This window comes from Flagellimonas rhodophyticola (genome assembly GCF_049332665.1).
Lineage (GTDB): Bacteria > Bacteroidota > Bacteroidia > Flavobacteriales > Flavobacteriaceae > Flagellimonas.
Genome location: NZ_CP186326.1, coordinates 1239156 through 1258919 on the forward strand (window position 1 = coordinate 1239156; position 19764 = coordinate 1258919).

Consider the following 19764-nt stretch of genomic DNA (forward strand, 5'->3'; position numbering starts at 1 on the left):
AGATTATGGGGTTAAAGGATAAAATCAGAAACAACGACGCCATTAAGCGATTTGTGCATTGGATGTTGGTGCCAAAGAATCAGGCAAGACCCCGTCTATGGGTCAAATGGTTTGTGAATCCTTTTTACCATAAAAAAGGAAAAGGAGCTACCATTTGTAAAAGAACACGAATGGATGTTTTACCCTGGAATACCTTCGAATTGGGTGAAAATTCCACTATCGAAGATTTTTCCACAGTAAATAATGGTGTTGGGGCAATTAAAATTGGTTCAAGAGCAAGAGTGGGCCTTGGAAATACACTTATCGGCCCAGTTACTTTAAAAGACGATGTTCGTTTGGCCCAAAATGTTGTGCTTTCAGGACTCAATCACAATTATGAAGATATCTCATTGCCTATCCACGCCCAAGGTGTGTCTACTGCCGAAATTATAGTCGGGGAAGAAACTTGGATTGGTGCCAATAGTACCATTTTAGCAGGAGTGACGATTGGAAAGCATTGTATTGTGGCTGGAGGAAGCGTTGTTACCAAAGACATTCCTGACTATGCAGTTGCAGTTGGAAACCCAGCAAGAGTTATGAAAACATTCAATCATGACACCGGTGAATGGGAGCGAGTCCCTAAAAAGAAGTTGGTAGCAATATGATGAAAAATTTTATGATGATTCCCAAGATTTTGCAGAAATAGTTGTAGATGGAGCGGAAGTGCGTTTCGTTTTGACGAAAAAGAGCATGGAGCGATAAATCTATCGACGGTTTTGTGACAAAGGCACAAAAATTTCCTCGAAATCATCTTGATTTTTTGGTTCGTTTTGTATCAAGACAAAATGAACAGGAAGTTTAAATGATAGAGAAATAATGATGGGCCAAGTCAAGCCCAATTAAAAGAGATAAAATGGAAGTTTTAAAAACAGTTTTTTGGATTTCGTTGTTTATTATTTTCTATTCCTATTTGGGATATGGAATATTGTTGTTCCTGATTATTAAGTTGAGAAGGATGTTTGGTCTTGGGAAACCTTTCCAGGGCAATGAGAACTATGAACCAGAAGTGACTCTTTTTGTTACAGCGTTTAACGAAAAAGACTTTTTGGACCAAAAAGTAAAGAACTCCCAGAGCCTGGATTATCCTCAGGAAAAAGTTACCCAGATTTGGGTGACAGACGGATCGGATGATGGCACTCCTGATTTGCTTAAAAAATATGATGGAGTAAAAGTCTATCATAAAGATGAAAGAGCAGGAAAGATTGCGGCGATGAATAGAGGTGTTGAATTTGTGGAAACTCCCATCGTAATTTTTTCAGATGCCAACACGGATTTGGGAAAAGATTCCATAAAAGAAATCGTTCGATTGTTCAGGAACCCCAAAGTAGGTTGCGTTTCAGGTGAAAAACGAATTTATTCGAAAGAAGCAGATAGTGCTGCAGGAGCTGGTGAAGGAATGTATTGGAAATATGAGTCGCAGCTTAAAAAATGGGATGCAGAACTGTATTCTGTGGTTGGAGCAGCAGGAGAACTTTTTGCCATTAGAACAGAACTATGGCAAGAAGTGGAAAAGGATACGCTACTAGATGATTTTATCATCTCGTTACGGGTGGCTATGTCTGGTTACACCATTCAATACAATCCGGAAGCTTATGCAATTGAGACGGCGTCTGCCAATGTAAAAGAAGAGTTAAAGCGTAAGGTCCGAATTTCAGCAGGAGGAATTCAATCTGTAGTTCGATTGAGAGCTTTGTTGAATTTCTTCAGATATGGAACCTTATCATTCCAGTATATATCCCATCGCGTATTACGATGGACGTTGACCCCGCTTTTGTTATTGGGTATCATTCCTATGAATTTCGTTCTTGCCCAGCATGAAGGACTGTTCTCCTTTGGACTATTCAGTATTTTGTTTTGGGGGCAAGTACTGTTTTATGCAGCGGCCTTATTAGGATGGTTTTTGGAGAACAGACAGATTCGATTAAAAATCCTGTTTATTCCATATTACTTTTTTATCATGAACCTATCGGTTTATCTTGGCTTTGCGAGATACATCAAAGGGAATCAATCCGTAAAATGGGAACGTGCAAAAAGAGGAATGGGACAAGAGGCGGTGGCTTAATTGTATTTTGAAGGAATACCACATTAGGCTTATCAAAACAAAATTAAGTCTTCTTTTCCCTGTCATTCTGAGCGCAGTCGAAGAGAAAAGGTTAGGCCATCCCTACCGTCTTGATGCAAAGCATCAATCTACCTTCTCTTGCTTAGAGAAGGAATCTAAACGTATTTGTAGGGGTTTTTGACAATTCAAAGCGAGCACCCATTAATTTTGTCTTGAGTCTTTATTCTCAAAAATCCCAAACTTCGCTTATCGGTCAATATAGCTCATTAAAACGAACGATATCTTAAACGTTAGCGGCAAGCATTGGCTCTGATGAGAACGATTTTCTATAATTTTCATCAAATTCTAGTGAAAAGATTAGTTTGTTGTCCTATTTCTATGTTCTCAATCATTATGAATTAAAAGTTTATTATTTATTCATTAAAAACAGGAGACATGAAAAGAACAATTTTGAATTTGTTTTTCGCAATGCTTGCATTGAGCAATGCGAATGGAATGGAACATAACGATTATGATTCAATCATCAACCAGAGTAAAAAGCAAACAAAAAGTTATATTTCTATTTTTGAGATTCCAGCAACGGACATAAAACGTGCGATAAACTTTTATGAAGCCATTCTGGATATCAATATTGAGCACATGGAGATGCCGGGAATGGAAATGGGTATTTTACCATATGAAAACCAACAGGTTATTGGTGTTATTATGAAAGGAGAAGGTTACGAACCTTCAGCTAAAGGGGTCACCATATATCTTAGTGGAGGAGACGACCTGCAGGTAATTCTTGAAAAGGTGGAACAAAACGGAGGAAGTATTCTTGTTCCCAAAACACCTCATGCTGATGAAAGCGGTTTTTTTGCATTATTCATCGATTCGGAAGGAAATAAAATGGGACTGCATTCACCAAAGTAAATAAAACTTAGATTGTTGTCCAATTTCAAGCTTTTCAATCATTAAGCGTATGAAAGTTTATTATCTACAATAAAAAAACAAAGAACATGAAAGATTTTATGATGTTATTTCACAGCGAGCCCAATCCTGATTTTAATCCTACCCCAGAACAAATAGAAGAAGAAATAAAAGCCTGGCAAGATTGGATGGAAGGAATTGGTACACAAGGCAAATTAAAAAATCCAGGAGAAGCTCTGGGCTTTGAAGGAAAAACGATGCATGCCAATGGAACTATAACAGATGGACCATACGCAGAACTGAAAGAAATTGTTGGAGGTTTTATCATTGTGTCAGCTGACTCCATTGAAGAAGCCATCAAACTTGGTAATGGTTGTCCAGCATTAAGTAGCGGTGGTAAAGTAGAGGTGAGAGATATTATGGTTTTTGATGGAATGTAATATTCAGATTTTCTGGGTAATGTAGTCTTATGGATGACAAACGATTATCTATAATATTTAAGTCTGAGTACAGCAACCTGATTGCTGTGCTCAGCAACTATTATGGATTAAAAGACCTGCAATTAGCAGAAGATATTGTCTCCGAAACTTTTTTAAAAGCCATGAAAGCATGGTCTCATAAAGGGATTCCCGAATTCCCTAAAGCCTGGCTTAGAAAGGTAGCCCAGAATTTATTGTTTGAACATTTCAGGAGGAAGAAGACCTTTGAGGAAAAAATTACTCCTGAATTAGGAGCAAGAACTCAGCAAATTGGCGAGATTGAAATAACTGATAAAATAATTGAAGACAGCCAGCTTCACATGATGTTTGTGCTCTGTGACAATAAACTTAACAAAGAATCTCAGATTTGTATTGCTTTAAGAATTTTGTGTGGTTTTAGTATTGAAGAGATTGCGAAGGCATTTTTGTCAAATAAAGAAACAATAAACAAAAAGTTATACAGAGCAAAAAAAGCAATTAAAGAACGAAATCGAGTTGAGACAAATCTCACAATAAACCAATACGTTACAAGACTTGACAACGTATTAAGAGTCATCTATCTAATATTTAATGAGGGTTATTATAGCAGTGTTAATGAATATAATATCCGACAGGAAATATGCTGGGAAGCCATGCGACTTAGTATTTTCTTATCTGAGCATAAAATCTTTCCAAAGCAAAAAATACATGCATTAATAGCCTTAATGTGTTTTCATACCTCTAGATTAGATGCTAGGATTTCAGGAGAAAAGGGTGATCTGCTGTATCATGAACAAGATAAAAGCAAATGGAATTCAGAACTGATTCAAAAGGGTGAAAAATATCTTAAACTATCCGCTGCTGGAGATATTATTAGCAAATATCATCTTGAAGCGGCAATCGCATATTGGCACACAAGAGATAATAATGGGAAATGGAATAATATATTACAGTTATACAATAAATTGCTAACAATAGAATATTCACCTATTATTGCTATGAATCGGATATATGCCCTTGCACGGGCAAATTCAATTGTTGAAGCTATTCAAGAGGCGCATAAACTAGAGTTGAAAAACAACCACCACTATTTCTGTTTGTTAGCTGAACTATATCGCATGAATAATAACATTGAAAAAGAAATAGAATACTTAAATGTTGCAATTGGATTTGCCAATAAGAAAAACGAAAAAGAATTAATAAAACATCGATTAGAAAAAGCAAGCCGATTAAAAACTTCATAAAGAATAGGATTTCTATGAAATTTATACTTTGTCAAAGGAAACAAATAAAAGTCTTGTTTTCTTGAAGTATATGCCAGCCGCTAACAGCTAATATAAGTAAGCTGGGGATAAGTGGTTTGCGAAAAGTGTCCAATAATCAAAATTATAACCGACTGATAAGTTGGTGGCTCCGAAAACCCAGCCTCCTCATATTGACAAAACGATAAGTGCAATGCTTTCCGCATACAAATAAAGTGGCCACCATCTGCCCTAAAAAAGAAGAATTGTCACTAGTGGAATTCATTTCGATTCGTAATACACATTTAACATTAAGTTGGTATGGATTAAATTAGTACTGATCGGAATACACAGGAAGGTCAAAGTAAAAAGTACTTCCCTCACCCACCTTACTTCGAATTTTTAGCGTACCCCCATTTTTCTGGACAAAGTTTTGACAAAGAATTAATCCCAGTCCAGTACCCGGTTCTTTTTCCGTACCCAGCTTGCTAAAATGCTCATTGGGGTTCAATATTTTTTTAATATCTGCCTTGGGTATACCATTCCCATTATCTTCAATTTCAATAACCACTTTTTCCTTTGATAGCTTTGAATTGATTTTAATAATGCCATCCACAGGGGTAAATTTAATGGCATTGGACAAGATATTTCGGAGCACGGTTTTGATCATATTGTTATCCGCAAAAGCATAAACTTCTTCTGGGACATTATTCTGCATTTCGATTTGCTTATGATCGCTGCCCAATTTCAACAGCCGGAATGTTTGTTCAACCAGGTCATTCAAATTCAGTTTCTCAGGAATCATTTGGATTTGGTCACTTTCAGATTTGGCCCATCCCAAAAGATTTTGGAGCAAATTCAAAGCTTCGTCCATGGTTTTCAGCAAATCGTAAACAGTTTCATCCAAGAATTTATCGTCCTTGGGGTCAATGATACCACGCATTATAAAGTCCATTTTTAACTTGGCGGCACTAAGTGGGGAACGAAGGTCATGTCCGATAATGGAAAACATTCTGTCTTTAAGGTCGTTGGATTGTTTTAGGTTCTGGGCCTGTTCTTCAATCTGATTTTTTGCACGAATCAATTCAACATGTGTCTCTATTCGAGCAATCAATTCTTGCTCATTAAAGGGCTTGGTCACATAATCAACCCCACCAACTTCAAAACCCTTGACCTTGTCTTTGACATTTACCTTGCCAGTAAGAAAAATAATAGGGATGTCTTTGTACTCTTTTTTCTCTTTGATCTGTTCGCAAAGTTCAAAACCTTCAATTCTCGGCATGATTACATCCAATAATATAAGATCCGGCTTACGTTCCTTTAAAAGTTTAAAAAAGTAGTCGTCATCACTGGTCCCTTCGAATTGACAGTTATTCCGCTCTAAGATAAATCGTAAAAGTTCAAGGTTTAGCTGTTCATCATCCACAGCCAGGATATAAGGTTTTTCCGTAACTTGGTTTTCCATTTAAGGTATAAAAGAGTCTATTACTAAAGTAGGAAAAAGATTTTAGGTTTTTCAGTATAACCTGTCAGAAACAGAATATTAGAGTGATATAAATAGGTTTATGTAGCTTTAAAAGCTATATTAAACTGTTCCACCAACAAAAACCAGCCATTCACAACAATAATTGAACGAGCATAAAAAGTAGGATTATATTTACAAAGTAAGTAATACGAAAGTACAATCTGCATGACAAATATTTTAGTTACGGGAGGAGCAGGATTCATAGGATCCAACTTTGTGCCCTATTTTTTGGAGACAAATCAAGATGTCCATTTGATTAATATCGACGCGCTGACCTATGCTGGCGATTTAAAGAATCTAACAGAGGTTGAGAGTCACGGACGATATACTTTTATCAAAGGTGACATCTGTGATAGAAAACTCATTGAAAAGCTATTTGAAAAATACGATATCCATGGAGTTATTCACTTTGCGGCAGAGTCGCATGTAGACAATTCCATTACCAACCCGGATGCTTTTATGCAGACCAATATTTTGGGGACATTCAATCTAATTGATGTGGCAAAAAAACACTGGATGGTTAGTCCAGGATTGTACAAGGAGGCATATAAAAACTCAAGATTTCATCATGTGTCAACAGATGAGGTTTATGGCACTTTGGGCAAGGAAGGTTTGTTTATGGAAACAACACCTTATGCTCCTAACAGTCCGTATAGTGCATCCAAGGCGTCATCAGATTTTATTGTTCGGAGTTATCACCATACCTATGGTATGAATGTGGTTACTACCAATTGCTCCAATAATTATGGACCAAAACAGCATGACGAAAAATTGATTCCGACGATTATCCGAAAGGCACTAGCCGGAGAGTCAATCCCTATTTACGGAGATGGGTCCAATATTCGGGATTGGTTATACGTTCTAGACCATTGTAAGGGAATTGCTTTGGCCTATGATAAAGGAGTTTCCGGAGAGACTTATAATATTGGGGGAAGAAACGAAAGAAACAATCTATATATCGCCCAAACCGTTTGCGAAATCTTGGACAAGAAACATCCAAGGTCTGAAGGCTCTTACAAGGATTTGATTACCTACGTAAAAGATAGGGCTGGGCACGATTTTAGATATGCTATTGACGCTTCAAAAATTGAAAATGATTTGGGATGGGAAGCTGATGAAAATTTTGAGAGCGGTATTGATAAGACCATTGATTGGTATTTGAACAAATTCATCCATAACAATTCCAAAAGTTTGGCTTAAAACGGATACGATGAAAGGAATAATTTTGGCAGGCGGATCAGGAACACGTTTACACCCCATTACTTTGGCTGTGAGCAAACAACTGATGCCCGTTTACGATAAACCCATGATTTATTACCCACTATCTACCCTGATTGAATCGGGAATTTGGGAAATATTGATCATTTCGACACCACACGATTTACCTATGTTCCAACGTCTATTGGGCGATGGGAGAAAATATGGTTGCAGATTTGAATATGCAGTGCAAGATGAGCCCAATGGATTGGCCGAAGCTTTTATCATTGGAGAAAAGTTTATCGGAGACGATAAGGTAGCTTTGATTCTCGGGGATAATATTTTTTACGGAACTGGATTGGAAGAATTATTGCAGTCCAACAACAACCCTGATGGAGGAATTATTTACGCTTATCATGTTAACGACCCAGAGCGATATGGAGTAGTGGAATTTGATGATGATGGAAAAGTGATTTCCATAGAAGAAAAACCCAAAAGTCCAAAATCCAATTTTGCGGTTCCCGGAATTTACTTTTATGACAATGACGTAGTTGAAATTGCAAAAAACATTCAGCCTAGTGCAAGAGGAGAGTTAGAGATAACCGACATCAACCAAGAATATTTAAAAAGAGGTAAATTAAAAGTGAGCATCATGGATAGGGGTACGGCATGGTTAGATACCGGAACCTTTCAATCTTTAATGCAGGCCTCCCAATTTGTACAGGTCATTGAAGAACGTCAAGGGCTAAAAATTGGAGCTATTGAATCCTCAGCTTACAAAATGGGATTCATTACCAAAAACCAATTTAAAAAGCTTACCGAACCTTTTTTAAAGAGTGGTTATAGCAAACGATTGTTAGAAGTTTTAACCTAGAAAATGGAAGTACACAAAACAGAAATAGAGGGCTGTTTTATCATAGAGCCCAAAATCTTTGAGGATAAAAGAGGATATTTCTTTGAAAGTTATAATCAGGAACAATTCGAATTGTTGACCGGTGCGAAGCCATTTTTTGTTCAGGACAATGAGTCCATGTCCACAAGAGGGGTTCTTAGGGGACTTCATTTTCAGAAGGGAGAACATGCTCAGGCCAAACTGGTTCGAGTTTTGGAAGGCGAGGTTTTGGATGTTGCTGTGGATATTAGACCAAATTCCAACACTTTTGGAAAGGTAGTTTCTACGATACTATCGTCAGATAATAAAAAGCAAATGTTTGTTCCTCGAGGATGCGCACATGGTTTTGTAACTCTGAGTGAAACGGCAAAATTTTCATACAAATGTGATAACTTCTATAATGCTTCTTCTGAAGGGGGAATCATTTATAACGACCCAACTTTCAATATCGATTGGAAATTGAATCATGAAGATTTAATCATTTCAGAAAAAGATAAAATTTTACCTGTCTTTAAAGAGGCAGTTCCGCATTAATCAATTTGTGAAAGGCAAAGGGATAGAATGTAAACGAGATGAGGATTTCGCAGAAATAGGTGAAGATTGAGCGAAAGTGCGTTTCGCTGGGGCGAAAAAAAGCATGTAGCGATTAATCTATCAACGGTTTTGTGATCATGACACAAAAATTTCCTTGAAATCATCTTGATTTTTTGGTTCGTTTTGTGTCAAGACAAAATGAACGTAAGTAAACATATTTGAAGTATTACCTTTAATAACTGTTTTGTAAAAGATAATGGTATGAAAATATTGGTTACCGGCGCATCCGGGCAATTGGGAAGTACATTTAAATCGTTGGTTTCCGAAGGAAAAACAGCCGATCTTGATTTTATATTCAAGTCGTCGTCAGAATTGGACATCACTGATTTTGATGCTGTCAATGCTGAATTGATTTCTTCAGATTACGCCTATTGTATCAATTGTGCGGCCTATACCAATGTAGATCAAGCAGAAGAGGAGAACGATTTGGCCTATCGGATTAATGTGACCGGAGCTCGAAATTTAGCCATGAATTGTAACGAAAGTAGCACGGTGCTAATTCATATTTCAACCGATTTTGTTTTTGATGGCTTTTTAAACACTCCATATATAGAAGAAGATATTGCAAGGCCTATTGGGTTTTATGGCGATACCAAATTCAAAGGAGAGCGGGCTATTATTAATAATCTTGAAGAGTATTTTATTCTTAGGACTTCATGGTTGTATTCTGAGCACGGACACAACTTTATGAAAACCATGCTAAAATTGGGTGCGGAAAGGGACGAACTTTCCGTGGTATATGATCAAATAGGTACCCCAACTTATGCCTTGGATTTGGCGAATGTGATTTTGCATATCATCAAAGCACATAGCATTGAATATGGGGTGTACAATTATAGTAATGAAGGCGTAGGGAGCTGGTATGATTTTGCAAAAGAAATATTCAATCAGTATAAAATTGATATTGATTTAAAACCTATCCGTTCTGAAGAATACCCTACCCCGGCAGAACGACCAAAATTTAGCGTATTGGACAAGTCCAAAATCAAAAACACCTTTGGTCTTCAAATTCCACATTGGAAAGATAGTCTTGCCGTTGCCTTAAAGGCGTATTCCAAAATTAATATTTGATTATATGTTACCCGGCATACAAATGTTGAGAAAGATGGATGTGCCAAATCGGAAAGATTGCACTTATCGGCCGATTTAAATTTTATGAGTTAGAGTTATGAAAAATACATTAATAGATTATAACCAATGTTAGCTAACGTTTTTTATAAAACATCACAGTATCAGTTCCGTCTACATGATTTTGGGCCGACGAGTATAGCTTGCTATATTTTCTTTCCACCATCATTGTGCTATCCGTAATTTCCAAAATCCTCCATCTTTTTTGAAATCCAATAACGTCTGTCCTTAAGCCTTCGAGAATTAGAAGTTCACCAGATTTGTCGAGTTTATATTTTGTTGAATCAATTCCTAAGAAAAAATGCTTGATTTGATTTTCGTCAATCTCATAATATGGAGGCCATATCGAGTCGTGTTCAGAAATAATTGCAGGTGGAGGGGGTGGTAAATTTTTGTGCTCAACTCCCAACCATAGCCCTTCTGTCCATTTGCCAATCAGTTTTTTGAAATCCACTATCTCATTGTTCGATTCAAATTCAACTGCTTTTCCAAGTTCTGTTTTCCCATTAATATTATTTTCTGACCCTGGCTTACAAGACCACAAGAAAAGGATTAATAGAAAAATTGGTAAACGCATTTTGGAAATGTTATCTAAATAAAAGAATCTGAATCGTTTTAATGATTAATATCCAACGATATGTGAAGTTCGGGAAAATTCACTTAAGATTCAAGGACTAATTGGTGTGAGCAAATTTTGGATTGACCAATCTATGGAGAGGTCAAGTTTCATGAATTTTTTGAACTCATGGTCAATTTACAGACCCTTTATCTGTACCTTATGAAAAGAATCTGCTTGGAGTTTGAGCAATTCTTCTGCTTTTTCCTTTTTGTACCGATATAGTTCCTCCTCATTTTTGATGTCCTCGTAGATTTTTTGGTTGAGTTCACCATCGGTAGAAAACAACAATTTGCGCTGCGCCACTTTTTGGGTGACCCAGGTGGCGACCACACTTTCTTGCTCTTCAAACTTATAGTCGTATTCTCCTTTAGGAGCCAAAAGTTTGGCAATAATGGGAGCAGTTTCTATGGCCAAAAACAATAAAAAGATAAAAAAGGATGGAAACCATGGCAGTTTGCCCAATGCATTGATTCTCGCCATAAGGCCATCAAAACCATCAATAATGGGTTGTGAACCGGCGACTACTTCAGCATATTCTGTGTTTAAAGCAGCAATTTGCGTTTCTATACCTGCGATTTTAGCTGAATTGGCTTCTTTTAGCTGTTGCAACTCGGCCAAGTATGCATCATGTTTTTCTCGTTTTTCTTTATAAACAGGACCCTTGCCCAGTAAACCTGTACCGGCAGTACCTTCCGCCTCCGAAATATAGGTGTCGTATAGCGCATTGGTTTCAGTTTCTTTTGCAGCTATTTCGTTTTTTAGGTTTGCAATATCCTGATTTAGACTTTCGATTTTAGGGGTGTACTGCAATGCCAATTGCTCTTTGTTGGCCAAGGTCATTGCATTCTTTTCCTCCAGCAAAACTTGATTGATTTCCTTCTCAAAAATCTTCATTTCAAGCGGTTTGGAAATCACAACGGCTATGATTAGGGCTAAGATGATCCGTGGAGCAGCTTGTAGCAATTCACTTTTAAAATTGTCACGCTTTTTAATTGTGGAAACAATGTAGCGGTCCAAATTGAAAATCAACATACCCCAAATCAAACCAAAGAAAATGGAAGTGTAGATGTTGTCAAAAACGGTATAAAGCGCATAACCGCTGGCAATAAATGCCATTACCGCAGTAAAGAAAACCGTGGCGCCGATACCGGCATATTTGTTGCGTTCTCCGTTGGAACAAGTCTCTAAAATTTGGGTATCCGCTCCTGAGCAGAAGATAAAAAAGCGTTGTAACATGATAGTGTTCTATTTTGATTGATAGACTATTAGAACGCAGTTTTGGTTGAAATGTTACAAAAAAGCCCTGATTTCAGGGCTTTAATGTATGTTTTTTGGATTTTATCTTTTAATGATAATGGGGTCTTTGGAAATTTTCACCATCGGTTTGCCACTTTTTGAGTCATTTCGTGAATCAATATTCAAACTATGATTTGTGGTAACTAGATGTATGGCTTTCTCAGCATCTATTTGTTTCCCTTCATAGTAGAAAACCGCCCCTAGTTTTGCCATTTTTTTAACGTGATCCGCTGGTGTGGGAGGAGCCGGAACTTCCATGATTTCAGCATTTGGCGGAGGTGGGGGAGGAAGAGATTCTCCAACTTCTTCACCCATAGGAGCTTTTGGAGGGGTTGGTGGTTCTGGAAAATCCGGGAATGGCTCGGCATCGTTCCGTTGTTTTTCCGACATTATACTGTAGATATAGGTGAGTCTATCAACATCCTGCGATTTAATCTTCATATGGTTTTTTGGCATGTCGTTGTAGTACTTGGCCAATTTTTCGTACTCGGCCATTTGCTTTCTGGTTGCGCTTTGTTGAACTTCTTCTGGTGATAACCAAGCTCCTTCAATGTCCGATTGGATCGGATCGGTTTTTTCAACGACTTTTTTAGTGCTGAAACTGTAAAGTAGCAGAGAGACTAGAGGTAATAATACCAAACTCCTAATTAGCATTGATTTTTGTGATGTTTCTGTTTTCATGACGATTAAACGTTTTTTGATTGATGAATAATTGATGGCATTAAGTAATGCGGGTTGAAATTGTTTGTTTTGATCTGAAGTTGAAAAAACCAAAAGTGTGTTTTGATAGGTAAATGCATCCACATCTTTGGACAGCACAGCTTGGTCTGCCAAAAACTCGTGGTTTAATTTGATGGCTTTTTTAAACAAGACCATGAGCGGATTGAACCAAAATGCAACTTGAAGAAGTTCTATGAAAATCACATCCCAGCTATGCTTTTGAATCACATGGGTTTCTTCATGAACCAAAACCTCTTTCGGAATCTCATTGTTTTCTAACTTTTGCTTGTTTAAAAAAATGAACTTTAAAAAAGTATGTGGAGGTAGCTTTTCATGAATGTGCACGTGGGTGCATCGCTCTTGTCGATGCTTAGGATTTTTGCGAATGCGCTGCAGTAATTGAACAAGGTTATGTACAAACCTAAGTCCAAATACAATCATACCTAACCAATAGATGGGCCATATTATGGTAGTTAAATTGAAAGGTAGCACATGTGTATTTTGTGTTGATGCAGCTTCTTGGGTTTCAAAAGCGCCAAGTATACGTATCTCTTCCGGTGAGGGTACAGTCGCGTATTCCACAAAAGTTAATAATGGAATGACTAATGATAAGATTAGAGAACCCAATAAATAAAACCTTTTAAAGGTGTGCATGCGCTCATTCTCCAAAAAGAACTTGTAGAACAGAAGCAAGATGACCAAGCAGGCGGCGGATTTAAGAATGTACACTAGCATAACTACTTTCCTTTTATTTGATCATCTATAAGCCTTCTTAGAGACTCCAATTCCTCTTTGCTCAGGTTAGTTTCTTTAGTGAAAAACGATGCAAACTGACTCGGACTATCATTGAAAAAATTCTTGATGAGTCCTTTTACTTGCTTGGAGAAATAATCCTGTTTTTTAACCAATGGATAGTATTCCCGTGAACGGCCAAAGCTTTTGTAGGCCACGTAGCCTTTGTCAATCATTCTTTTTAATAGGGTAGCTACCGTTGTGGTCGCGGGTTTTGGATCAGGGTAGGCATCAAGAAGATCTTTCATGAAAGCTTTTCGCTGTTTCCAGATGATGTTCATTAGTTCTTCTTCGGATTTTGACAAAGACATGCTCTATAAAGTTAGAATTAACTCTACAAACATAGAATAAAAATTTAAATTCTACAAATGTAGAGTCTAAATTGTCCGTAAAACGGCTGGATTTACCTTGTCATCTCTGTAAAATACTTATAAAAGTAGGGGATAGTCTCAATGCCTTTTAGGTAGTTCCAAACACCAAAATGCTCGTTGGGTGAATGGATAGCGTCACTATCCAATCCGAAGCCCATTAAAATAGTCTTGCTTTGTAAAACTTGTTCAAAAAGAGCAACAATGGGAATGCTTCCACCGGTCCTTTCGGGAATAGGGGTTTTTCCAAAGGTAGTTTCGTAGGCTCTAGCAGCAGCTTTGTATCCTACACTATCCGTTTTGGTAACGTAAGGCAATCCACCATGATGTGGGGTCACCTTTACTTTTACACTTTTGGGAGCAATAGACTCAAAGTGTTTTGTGAACAGTTCTGTGATTTCCTCCGGGTCTTGGTCAGGAACCAATCGCATAGAAATCTTAGCATAGGCCTTACTAGCTATTACGGTTTTGGCACCTTCGCCGGTATATCCGCCCCATATACCATTCACGTCCAGTGTCGGTCTAATGGAATACCTCTCGGAAGTCGTAAATCCTTTTTCGCCATAAACATCTCCAATGTCAAGAGCACTCTTGTAAGCATCGAGACTAAAAGGTGCTTTGGCCATTTCGGCTCGTTCTTCGGGGGAGACTTCTTCTACCTTATCATAAAAACCAGGAATTGTAATATGATTGTTTTCATCATGAAGTGAGGCAATCATCTTATTTAAGACATTGATTGGATTGGGCACAGCTCCTCCGTAAATACCGGAATGTAAATCACGATTGGGTCCGGTCACCTCCACTTCCACATAACTCAATCCCCTCAGCCCTGTCGTTATAGATGGAACGTCGTTGGCCATCATACCGGTATCGGAAATCAAAATAATATCATTGGAGAGTTTTTCTTTATGATCTTCCAGAAAATCTGCCAAACTATCACTACCAACTTCTTCTTCCCCCTCAATCATAAACTTGACATTGCAGGGCAGCTGGTTGTTTTTGATCATAAACTCAACTGCTTTTACATGCATAAACATCTGACCTTTGTCGTCACATGCTCCACGGGCGTATATGGCCCCATCTGGATGTAATTCTGTTTTTTTTATGACTGGTTCAAAAGGCGGAGAGTCCCACAAATCCATAGGGTCTGGTGGTTGTACATCGTAATGACCATAAACTAAGATAGTGGGGAGGTTTGGATCTATTATTTTATCGCCGTAAACCACAGGATATCCTTTGGTTTCGCAAATTTCGGTGTTTTCACAGCCGGCTTCTACAAGCGATTTTTCCACTGCTCTTGCGGTTTGAAGAACATCTTGTGAAAAAGCAGTATCGGCACTTATTGAAGGTATTTTTAGAAGTTCGACCAATTCGGAAATAAACCGGTCCTTGTTAGAGGTAATGTAGTCTTTTATGTGTTCCATGAATTTGTTTAAACAGACACTAAAAATACGAAAAACAAGTTTTTAAATAGAGTGTGTTTACGAATCGGAAAATTGATTTATATTTGCAGACCTTTTTGCGGGCGTGGTGGAATTGGTAGACACGCTAGACTTAGGATCTAGTGCCGCGAGGTGTGAGAGTTCGAGTCTCTCCGCCCGCACAGCAAAGGAAAAGCCGACTTTTAGGAGTCGGCTTTTTTTGTTTAGGTACAACATTAGTACAACAAAGTTTAACAACTGACTCAAAAATTTCCTGAAAACAATATCAATTGAATCGATTTGCACTCATTTGACCTGTCAGTGGGCACTAACTTTCAGTTTTGGTTAAATTCACCAATCCAAACATCTAGTGATAATACTATCCATTTCTACTCCACTTAACATCTTTAGTTAAACAAAATCAATTCGTCACCTTCTTAATTTGCTTGTTTTATGTATTGAATATTGGTTGAGCTTGTTACCATTTCTGATAGAACCATTCTTTTTTTTGATAAAGTATTGATTATTAGTTTGTTATGCTAAATTCACTACTTTCGAATTCATGGATTAATACTAAAATGTTAACAATTAATTTCATATTTTAGGTCAAAACCCAATCATGAAAATTTGTTTAACCTTTTGTTTGGTTATATCTGTATTATCAAGTAGTAGTGTTTTTGCACAAAAAGATAATAATGCAAATGTTAATCCCAAATCAACTTTGTTCACCTCTAAAGAACGAGATAGTATGCAAGTGTGGTTCTACAATCGTGCTACTGCAATGGGGTTATCAAATGAAATAAGGGATGAGTACTACAATATTATTCTTTATCACAGCTATAAGATGAAGGGTTTGGAAAAAAAAGATAAAGGCTACACCCCTGAAGAGATTCGCACAAAGTTTGATGGCCTATTGCAAAAGCAACATAAAGAAATAAAAGCCATTTTAGATGATGAACAATATACGTATTACCTTAATACATATGAAAAGTTATTGAAAGGTGTTTTTGAAAGAAAAGGTTGGAAATAATCTAAAATTATGAAAAAACGATTGCTAGTAGTCTTACTCCTTGTGGGAGTATCAATTTCTTTTGCTCAAAATACCAAAACTGTTACCATTGGAATTTTGGCTGATGAAACTTCAGTTGAAAATGCTCCTTTGCTTGAAAAACTTCAAAATGAGATTACTGCCGTTGTAGGGCAAGATGCCAAAGTAGTTTTCAAAGATCCTATTGAAAACGGATTCGATTTAGATACCGCAAGATCAAATTATCTGGCTATGGAAGCCAGCGACGTTGATATCATCCTCGCTTTTGGGGTTATCAATAACATAGCGTTGTATCAACAAAAAGTTTATGCCAAACCGGTAATCGTCTTTGGTTCCGTAAATAGCGACTTTATCGATTTGCCTAAAGACCAAAAAACATCTGGGATCAATAATATTGCTTATATCATAGCTCCACTTTCCTATGCAAAAGACCTTGATGCCTTTAACTCCATTTACGAATATAAAAAGGTAGGTATTTTAGTAGATGATTATCTTCCTGAAGCGCTGCCCATAAAAGAACTCTTTGATACCTATTTTGCGGACAAAGATGCTGCCTACACCTTAATTAATCTTCCTGAAGATGGTAATGTGTTGGGCCTTCTTGGTGATGTGGACGCCGTTTATTTAGCTGGAGGCTTTGATTTATCAGAAGTAGCCTTCAGAAATTTGGTTTCTACTATTAACGAAAATCAATTGCCTTCTTTTTCCGCCAATAGAAAACGAGATGTGGAAAAAGGTATCCTTGCCACCAATCAACCGGAAACAACTATTGATCAACTTTTTAGACGTATTGCCTTGGATGTGGAATCGATAGTAAACGGAACCAATCCTTCTGAGCTTCCAATGTTATTGGAGTACAAAAACAGGTTGTCGTTAAATTTTAATACTGCCAAAGAAATAAAGTTCCCGTTGCGATATAGTATGTTGGGTACTGTTGATATTGTGGGTGGGGAGAATAATTACATTGCTGAGGACGCCTATTCCTTATTAGATATCATGAATGGTGTAATAGGTCGCAACTTAGGGCTTGAGGCAGAAAGGAAAAATATTGATTTGAGCACTCAGGATGTAAAAACCGCTAAGAGTAATTTTCTGCCAGATGTATCTGCTTCGACGACGGCAGCATATGTCGATCCCCGTGTTGCTGAAATATCAGGTGGGGCTAGTCCCGAATTTTCGACTTCTGGAACGGTAGGCCTGCAGCAACTCATTTATTCCGAAGGTGCAGCGGCAGGAATCACTATTCAAGATAACTTGCAGAAAGCACAACAAGAAACGTACAATGCAGCGGAGTTAGATGCACTTTTGAATGGCTCTGTGGCATATTTCAATGCTTTGATTTTAAAAACAAACGCCCAAATTCAAGCACAAAACCTTGGAGTGACCAAAGAAAACCTTCAAATTTCAGAGCAAAATTTTGAAGCCGGTGCTTCTGGAAAGTCCGATGTATTGAGGTTTCGAAGTCAAATGGCACAGAACATGCAGACGCTGATAGAGGCTGGAAATCAATTAAGCCAAGCTTACTATACGATCAACCAATTGATGAATAATCCAATAACTATGGAGATCGATATAAAGGATGCGGTTATCTCTGAAGGTATATTTTCCAATTATCGCTATCAAGATTTTTTAGAAATTTTGGATAATCCAAAGCTGAGACCCAATCTTGTTGAGTTTTTGATTCAGGAAGCCAAAAAGAACGCTCCTGAACTGAAGAACCTTAGCTACAACCTAGATGCCGTGCAACGGACCTATCGGCTTAATGCATCAGGTAGATTTGTGCCTACCCTTGCGCTTCAAGGAAATTACAATTTGGCAATATCCCAATCTGGGAAGGGCTCTACAGTAGCACAGGGAGTGCCGGTTGCTCCTGATGGCACCTACAATTTGGGATTGAATCTCTCGCTTCCTATTTTCCGTCAAAACCAACAGAATATCAATAGACAGACGGCTAAAATCCAGGAAGATCAGTTAAATATCCAAAAGGGCAATATCGATTTAAATATCGAAACCAATGTCAATGCACTTGTACTGGATTTGACCAATGAGATTGCCAATATCCAAATTTCAAAGATTGCAGAGGAGGCCGCCAAAGAAAGTCTGGATTTGACACAGGTTGCATATAGCGAAGGGGCAGTGCCTTTAATTCAACTTATTGATGCCCAAACCAATTATTTGCAGTCACAATTGGCAAGCGCAACAGCAAACTATAATTACCTGTTGGCCTCCATGCAATTGGAACGAGCCATTGGATATTTCTTTTTGATGAATTCTGAAGAAAATAACCAAGACTTTATTCAAAGGGCCAGAGCATTTATCCTAAGTAGAAACTAACAATTAAAAGATACCGACCATGAAATATTTCCGTCATAGCCTGTTGCTGATCACAACAATTTTGGCATTTAGTTCCTGTAAAAAAGAAGAGAAAAAGAAGGAAGAAGTACTTCGTCCTGTTAGTTTTCAAGTGGTGAGTACTTCAGATGCCAGCAAAGTGCGCTCTTTTAGTGGAACGGCCAAGGCCAGTGATGAGATTGGACTGAGCTTTAGGAGTGGTGGTGTGATTACCAAAGTGAATCATTGGAAGGGCGCCAAAGTAAAGAAAGGAGATGTGGTTGCAAGGCTGGACAATGTGGAGGCAAATTTAGCTTATGAACAGTCCGCGTCTGCTCTCAACAGTGCAAATTCGGCAATGAAAACAGCCAAATCCGCTCTAGAACGTGTAAAGTCATTGTATGAAAGCGGAAGCCAATCGCTAAGTGATTATGAAGCAGCCAAAAACTCCTACCAATCTGCTTTGGATCAATATGAGTCAGCAAAGCGAAACAAAAGCATACAGGCCACTCAAGTAAGTTATGGCATAATTAGGGCGCCCAAAGATGGGGTAATCGCCTGGACCGATGGAGCGGTGGATGAACGCGTGTCTTCAGGACATCAATTTGCACTTTTAAATGCCGGTGATGATTTAAAAATTGAGGTAGGATTGCCTGAATCCCTGGTCAATAGAGTAAATGTCGGAATGGAAACGGATTTAGAATTTTCTGCAATCGAACAAGGTTCTTTCAAAGGTACGGTCATTGAAGTTTCTCCAGCAATTGATCAGAATTCCTCTACCTACATAACAGCTATAGGTATCGTAAATCCCTCCGCTGATATTAAACCGGGTATGGCCGCAAATGTCACATTCGATTTTGGTTCAAGTGATGCAACCACAGACAATTCCTTGGTAGTTCCCGTAAAAGCAGTCGGAGAAGATAGTAATGGAAACTACGTGTTTATTATTGAGACGGATGATGATAAGGTTGGCGTGGTCAAAAAACAAACGATAGAAGTAGGAGAAATAACCAGCGATGGTTTTAAAATCAGTAGTGGACTAGATGGAGGGGAAAAAATAGCTACCGCGGGATTACAAACTTTATTGGACGGTCAAAAAGTAAGATTACAATAGCCACCTTAAA

General features: G+C 37.9%; 18 protein-coding genes and 1 tRNA gene. 13 read left to right on the forward strand and 6 right to left on the reverse strand.

Translation table 11 applies throughout. The annotated features are described in order from the left end of the window. Positions 1–5 precede the first annotated feature (5 nt). The 5 genes from ACOKFG_RS05555 (at position 6) to ACOKFG_RS05575 (ending at position 4712) form a co-directional block, all read left to right on the forward strand. On the forward strand, positions 6–644 hold the full coding sequence (locus tag ACOKFG_RS05555) for an acyltransferase (RefSeq protein ID WP_299174899.1): 639 nt from the start codon (positions 6–8) through the stop codon (positions 642–644). A gap of 248 nt (positions 645–892) precedes the next feature. After that, positions 893–2101: a glycosyltransferase family 2 protein gene (locus ACOKFG_RS05560; protein ID WP_298793924.1), complete on the forward strand. Its 1209-nt coding sequence runs from the start codon at positions 893–895 to the stop codon at positions 2099–2101. Positions 2102–2536: 435 nt separating this feature from the next. Then, entirely contained in the window at positions 2537–3013 is a 477-nt protein-coding gene (locus ACOKFG_RS05565) for a VOC family protein (RefSeq protein ID WP_298793925.1), read from the forward strand. A gap of 86 nt (positions 3014–3099) precedes the next feature. Then, positions 3100–3450 carry a YciI family protein gene (locus ACOKFG_RS05570; protein WP_298793926.1) on the forward strand — a complete coding sequence of 117 codons (351 nt, stop codon included), beginning with the start codon at positions 3100–3102 and terminating at the stop codon, positions 3448–3450. Positions 3451–3479: 29 nt separating this feature from the next. Next, a complete protein-coding gene (locus ACOKFG_RS05575; protein ID WP_422862001.1) occupies positions 3480–4712 on the forward strand; it encodes an RNA polymerase sigma factor in 1233 nt (410 codons plus the stop codon). Positions 4713–5040: 328 nt separating this feature from the next. Here the strand turns inward: ACOKFG_RS05575 and ACOKFG_RS05580 are convergent, their stop codons facing one another. Beyond that, a complete protein-coding gene (locus ACOKFG_RS05580; protein ID WP_299174903.1) occupies positions 5041–6174 on the reverse strand; it encodes a hybrid sensor histidine kinase/response regulator in 1134 nt (377 codons plus the stop codon). A gap of 225 nt (positions 6175–6399) precedes the next feature. Between ACOKFG_RS05580 and rfbB the strand changes: the two genes are divergently transcribed. From rfbB to rfbD, 4 genes are all read left to right on the forward strand, one after another. Next, a complete protein-coding gene (rfbB, locus tag ACOKFG_RS05585) occupies positions 6400–7434 on the forward strand; it encodes a dTDP-glucose 4,6-dehydratase (RefSeq protein WP_299174905.1) in 1035 nt (344 codons plus the stop codon). 10 nt (positions 7435–7444) lie between these two features. Then, entirely contained in the window at positions 7445–8305 is an 861-nt protein-coding gene (rfbA, locus tag ACOKFG_RS05590; RefSeq protein ID WP_299174907.1) for a glucose-1-phosphate thymidylyltransferase RfbA, read from the forward strand. 3 nt (positions 8306–8308) lie between these two features. Further along, positions 8309–8857 carry a dTDP-4-dehydrorhamnose 3,5-epimerase gene (gene rfbC, locus ACOKFG_RS05595; protein ID WP_299174909.1) on the forward strand — a complete coding sequence of 183 codons (549 nt, stop codon included), beginning with the start codon at positions 8309–8311 and terminating at the stop codon, positions 8855–8857. A 261-nt stretch (positions 8858–9118) separates the two neighbouring features. Beyond that, positions 9119–9988, forward strand: coding sequence for a dTDP-4-dehydrorhamnose reductase (gene rfbD, locus ACOKFG_RS05600; RefSeq protein ID WP_299488068.1), 870 nt, complete (start codon positions 9119–9121; stop codon positions 9986–9988). Positions 9989–10121: 133 nt separating this feature from the next. Here rfbD and ACOKFG_RS05605 read toward each other — a convergent pair whose 3' ends face one another. From ACOKFG_RS05605 to ACOKFG_RS05625, 5 genes are all read right to left on the reverse strand, one after another. After that, entirely contained in the window at positions 10122–10622 is a 501-nt protein-coding gene (locus ACOKFG_RS05605; RefSeq protein ID WP_299488065.1) for a hypothetical protein, read from the reverse strand. A 177-nt stretch (positions 10623–10799) separates the two neighbouring features. Next, the gene (locus ACOKFG_RS05610) at positions 10800–11900 is read right to left on the reverse strand and encodes a DUF4407 domain-containing protein (RefSeq protein WP_299488062.1); all 1101 of its coding nucleotides are present in this window, start codon (positions 11898–11900) and stop codon (positions 10800–10802) included. Between the two features lie 102 nt (positions 11901–12002). Further along, positions 12003–13415, reverse strand: a complete 1413-nt coding sequence (locus ACOKFG_RS05615; protein WP_422862002.1) for a M56 family metallopeptidase — start codon at positions 13413–13415, stop codon at positions 12003–12005. A 2-nt stretch (positions 13416–13417) separates the two neighbouring features. Then, positions 13418–13783, reverse strand: coding sequence for a BlaI/MecI/CopY family transcriptional regulator (locus ACOKFG_RS05620; RefSeq protein WP_422862003.1), 366 nt, complete (start codon positions 13781–13783; stop codon positions 13418–13420). Positions 13784–13875: 92 nt separating this feature from the next. Then, positions 13876–15264, reverse strand: coding sequence for a dipeptidase (locus ACOKFG_RS05625; RefSeq protein WP_298793938.1), 1389 nt, complete (start codon positions 15262–15264; stop codon positions 13876–13878). A gap of 97 nt (positions 15265–15361) precedes the next feature. On the opposite strand from ACOKFG_RS05625, the gene ACOKFG_RS05630 reads away from it, so the two are divergent. From ACOKFG_RS05630 to ACOKFG_RS05645, 4 genes are all read left to right on the forward strand, one after another. After that, a tRNA-Leu gene (locus ACOKFG_RS05630) sits at positions 15362–15443 on the forward strand. Between the two features lie 437 nt (positions 15444–15880). Continuing rightward, positions 15881–16291, forward strand: a complete 411-nt coding sequence (locus ACOKFG_RS05635; protein ID WP_422862004.1) for a hypothetical protein — start codon at positions 15881–15883, stop codon at positions 16289–16291. Between the two features lie 9 nt (positions 16292–16300). Beyond that, positions 16301–18643, forward strand: coding sequence for a TolC family protein (locus ACOKFG_RS05640; RefSeq protein ID WP_299488047.1), 2343 nt, complete (start codon positions 16301–16303; stop codon positions 18641–18643). Between the two features lie 19 nt (positions 18644–18662). Further along, the gene (locus ACOKFG_RS05645; protein WP_299488044.1) at positions 18663–19754 is read left to right on the forward strand and encodes an efflux RND transporter periplasmic adaptor subunit; all 1092 of its coding nucleotides are present in this window, start codon (positions 18663–18665) and stop codon (positions 19752–19754) included. Positions 19755–19764: the final 10 nt, after the last annotated feature.

Coding starts and splice junctions, on each gene's coding strand:
- ACOKFG_RS05555 (WP_299174899.1), top strand. CDS start 6: ATGGGGTTAAAGGATAAAATCAGAAACAACGACGCCATTAAGCGATTT.
- ACOKFG_RS05560 (WP_298793924.1), top strand. CDS start 893: ATGGAAGTTTTAAAAACAGTTTTTTGGATTTCGTTGTTTATTATTTTC.
- ACOKFG_RS05565 (WP_298793925.1), top strand. CDS start 2,537: ATGAAAAGAACAATTTTGAATTTGTTTTTCGCAATGCTTGCATTGAGC.
- ACOKFG_RS05570 (WP_298793926.1), top strand. CDS start 3,100: ATGAAAGATTTTATGATGTTATTTCACAGCGAGCCCAATCCTGATTTT.
- ACOKFG_RS05575 (WP_422862001.1), top strand. CDS start 3,480: ATGGATGACAAACGATTATCTATAATATTTAAGTCTGAGTACAGCAAC.
- ACOKFG_RS05580 (WP_299174903.1), bottom strand. CDS start 6,174: ATGGAAAACCAAGTTACGGAAAAACCTTATATCCTGGCTGTGGATGAT.
- rfbB (WP_299174905.1), top strand. CDS start 6,400: ATGACAAATATTTTAGTTACGGGAGGAGCAGGATTCATAGGATCCAAC.
- rfbA (WP_299174907.1), top strand. CDS start 7,445: ATGAAAGGAATAATTTTGGCAGGCGGATCAGGAACACGTTTACACCCC.
- rfbC (WP_299174909.1), top strand. CDS start 8,309: ATGGAAGTACACAAAACAGAAATAGAGGGCTGTTTTATCATAGAGCCC.
- rfbD (WP_299488068.1), top strand. CDS start 9,119: ATGAAAATATTGGTTACCGGCGCATCCGGGCAATTGGGAAGTACATTT.
- ACOKFG_RS05605 (WP_299488065.1), bottom strand. CDS start 10,622: ATGCGTTTACCAATTTTTCTATTAATCCTTTTCTTGTGGTCTTGTAAG.
- ACOKFG_RS05610 (WP_299488062.1), bottom strand. CDS start 11,900: ATGTTACAACGCTTTTTTATCTTCTGCTCAGGAGCGGATACCCAAATT.
- ACOKFG_RS05615 (WP_422862002.1), bottom strand. CDS start 13,415: ATGCTAGTGTACATTCTTAAATCCGCCGCCTGCTTGGTCATCTTGCTT.
- ACOKFG_RS05620 (WP_422862003.1), bottom strand. CDS start 13,783: ATGTCTTTGTCAAAATCCGAAGAAGAACTAATGAACATCATCTGGAAA.
- ACOKFG_RS05625 (WP_298793938.1), bottom strand. CDS start 15,264: ATGGAACACATAAAAGACTACATTACCTCTAACAAGGACCGGTTTATT.
- ACOKFG_RS05635 (WP_422862004.1), top strand. CDS start 15,881: ATGAAAATTTGTTTAACCTTTTGTTTGGTTATATCTGTATTATCAAGT.
- ACOKFG_RS05640 (WP_299488047.1), top strand. CDS start 16,301: ATGAAAAAACGATTGCTAGTAGTCTTACTCCTTGTGGGAGTATCAATT.
- ACOKFG_RS05645 (WP_299488044.1), top strand. CDS start 18,663: ATGAAATATTTCCGTCATAGCCTGTTGCTGATCACAACAATTTTGGCA.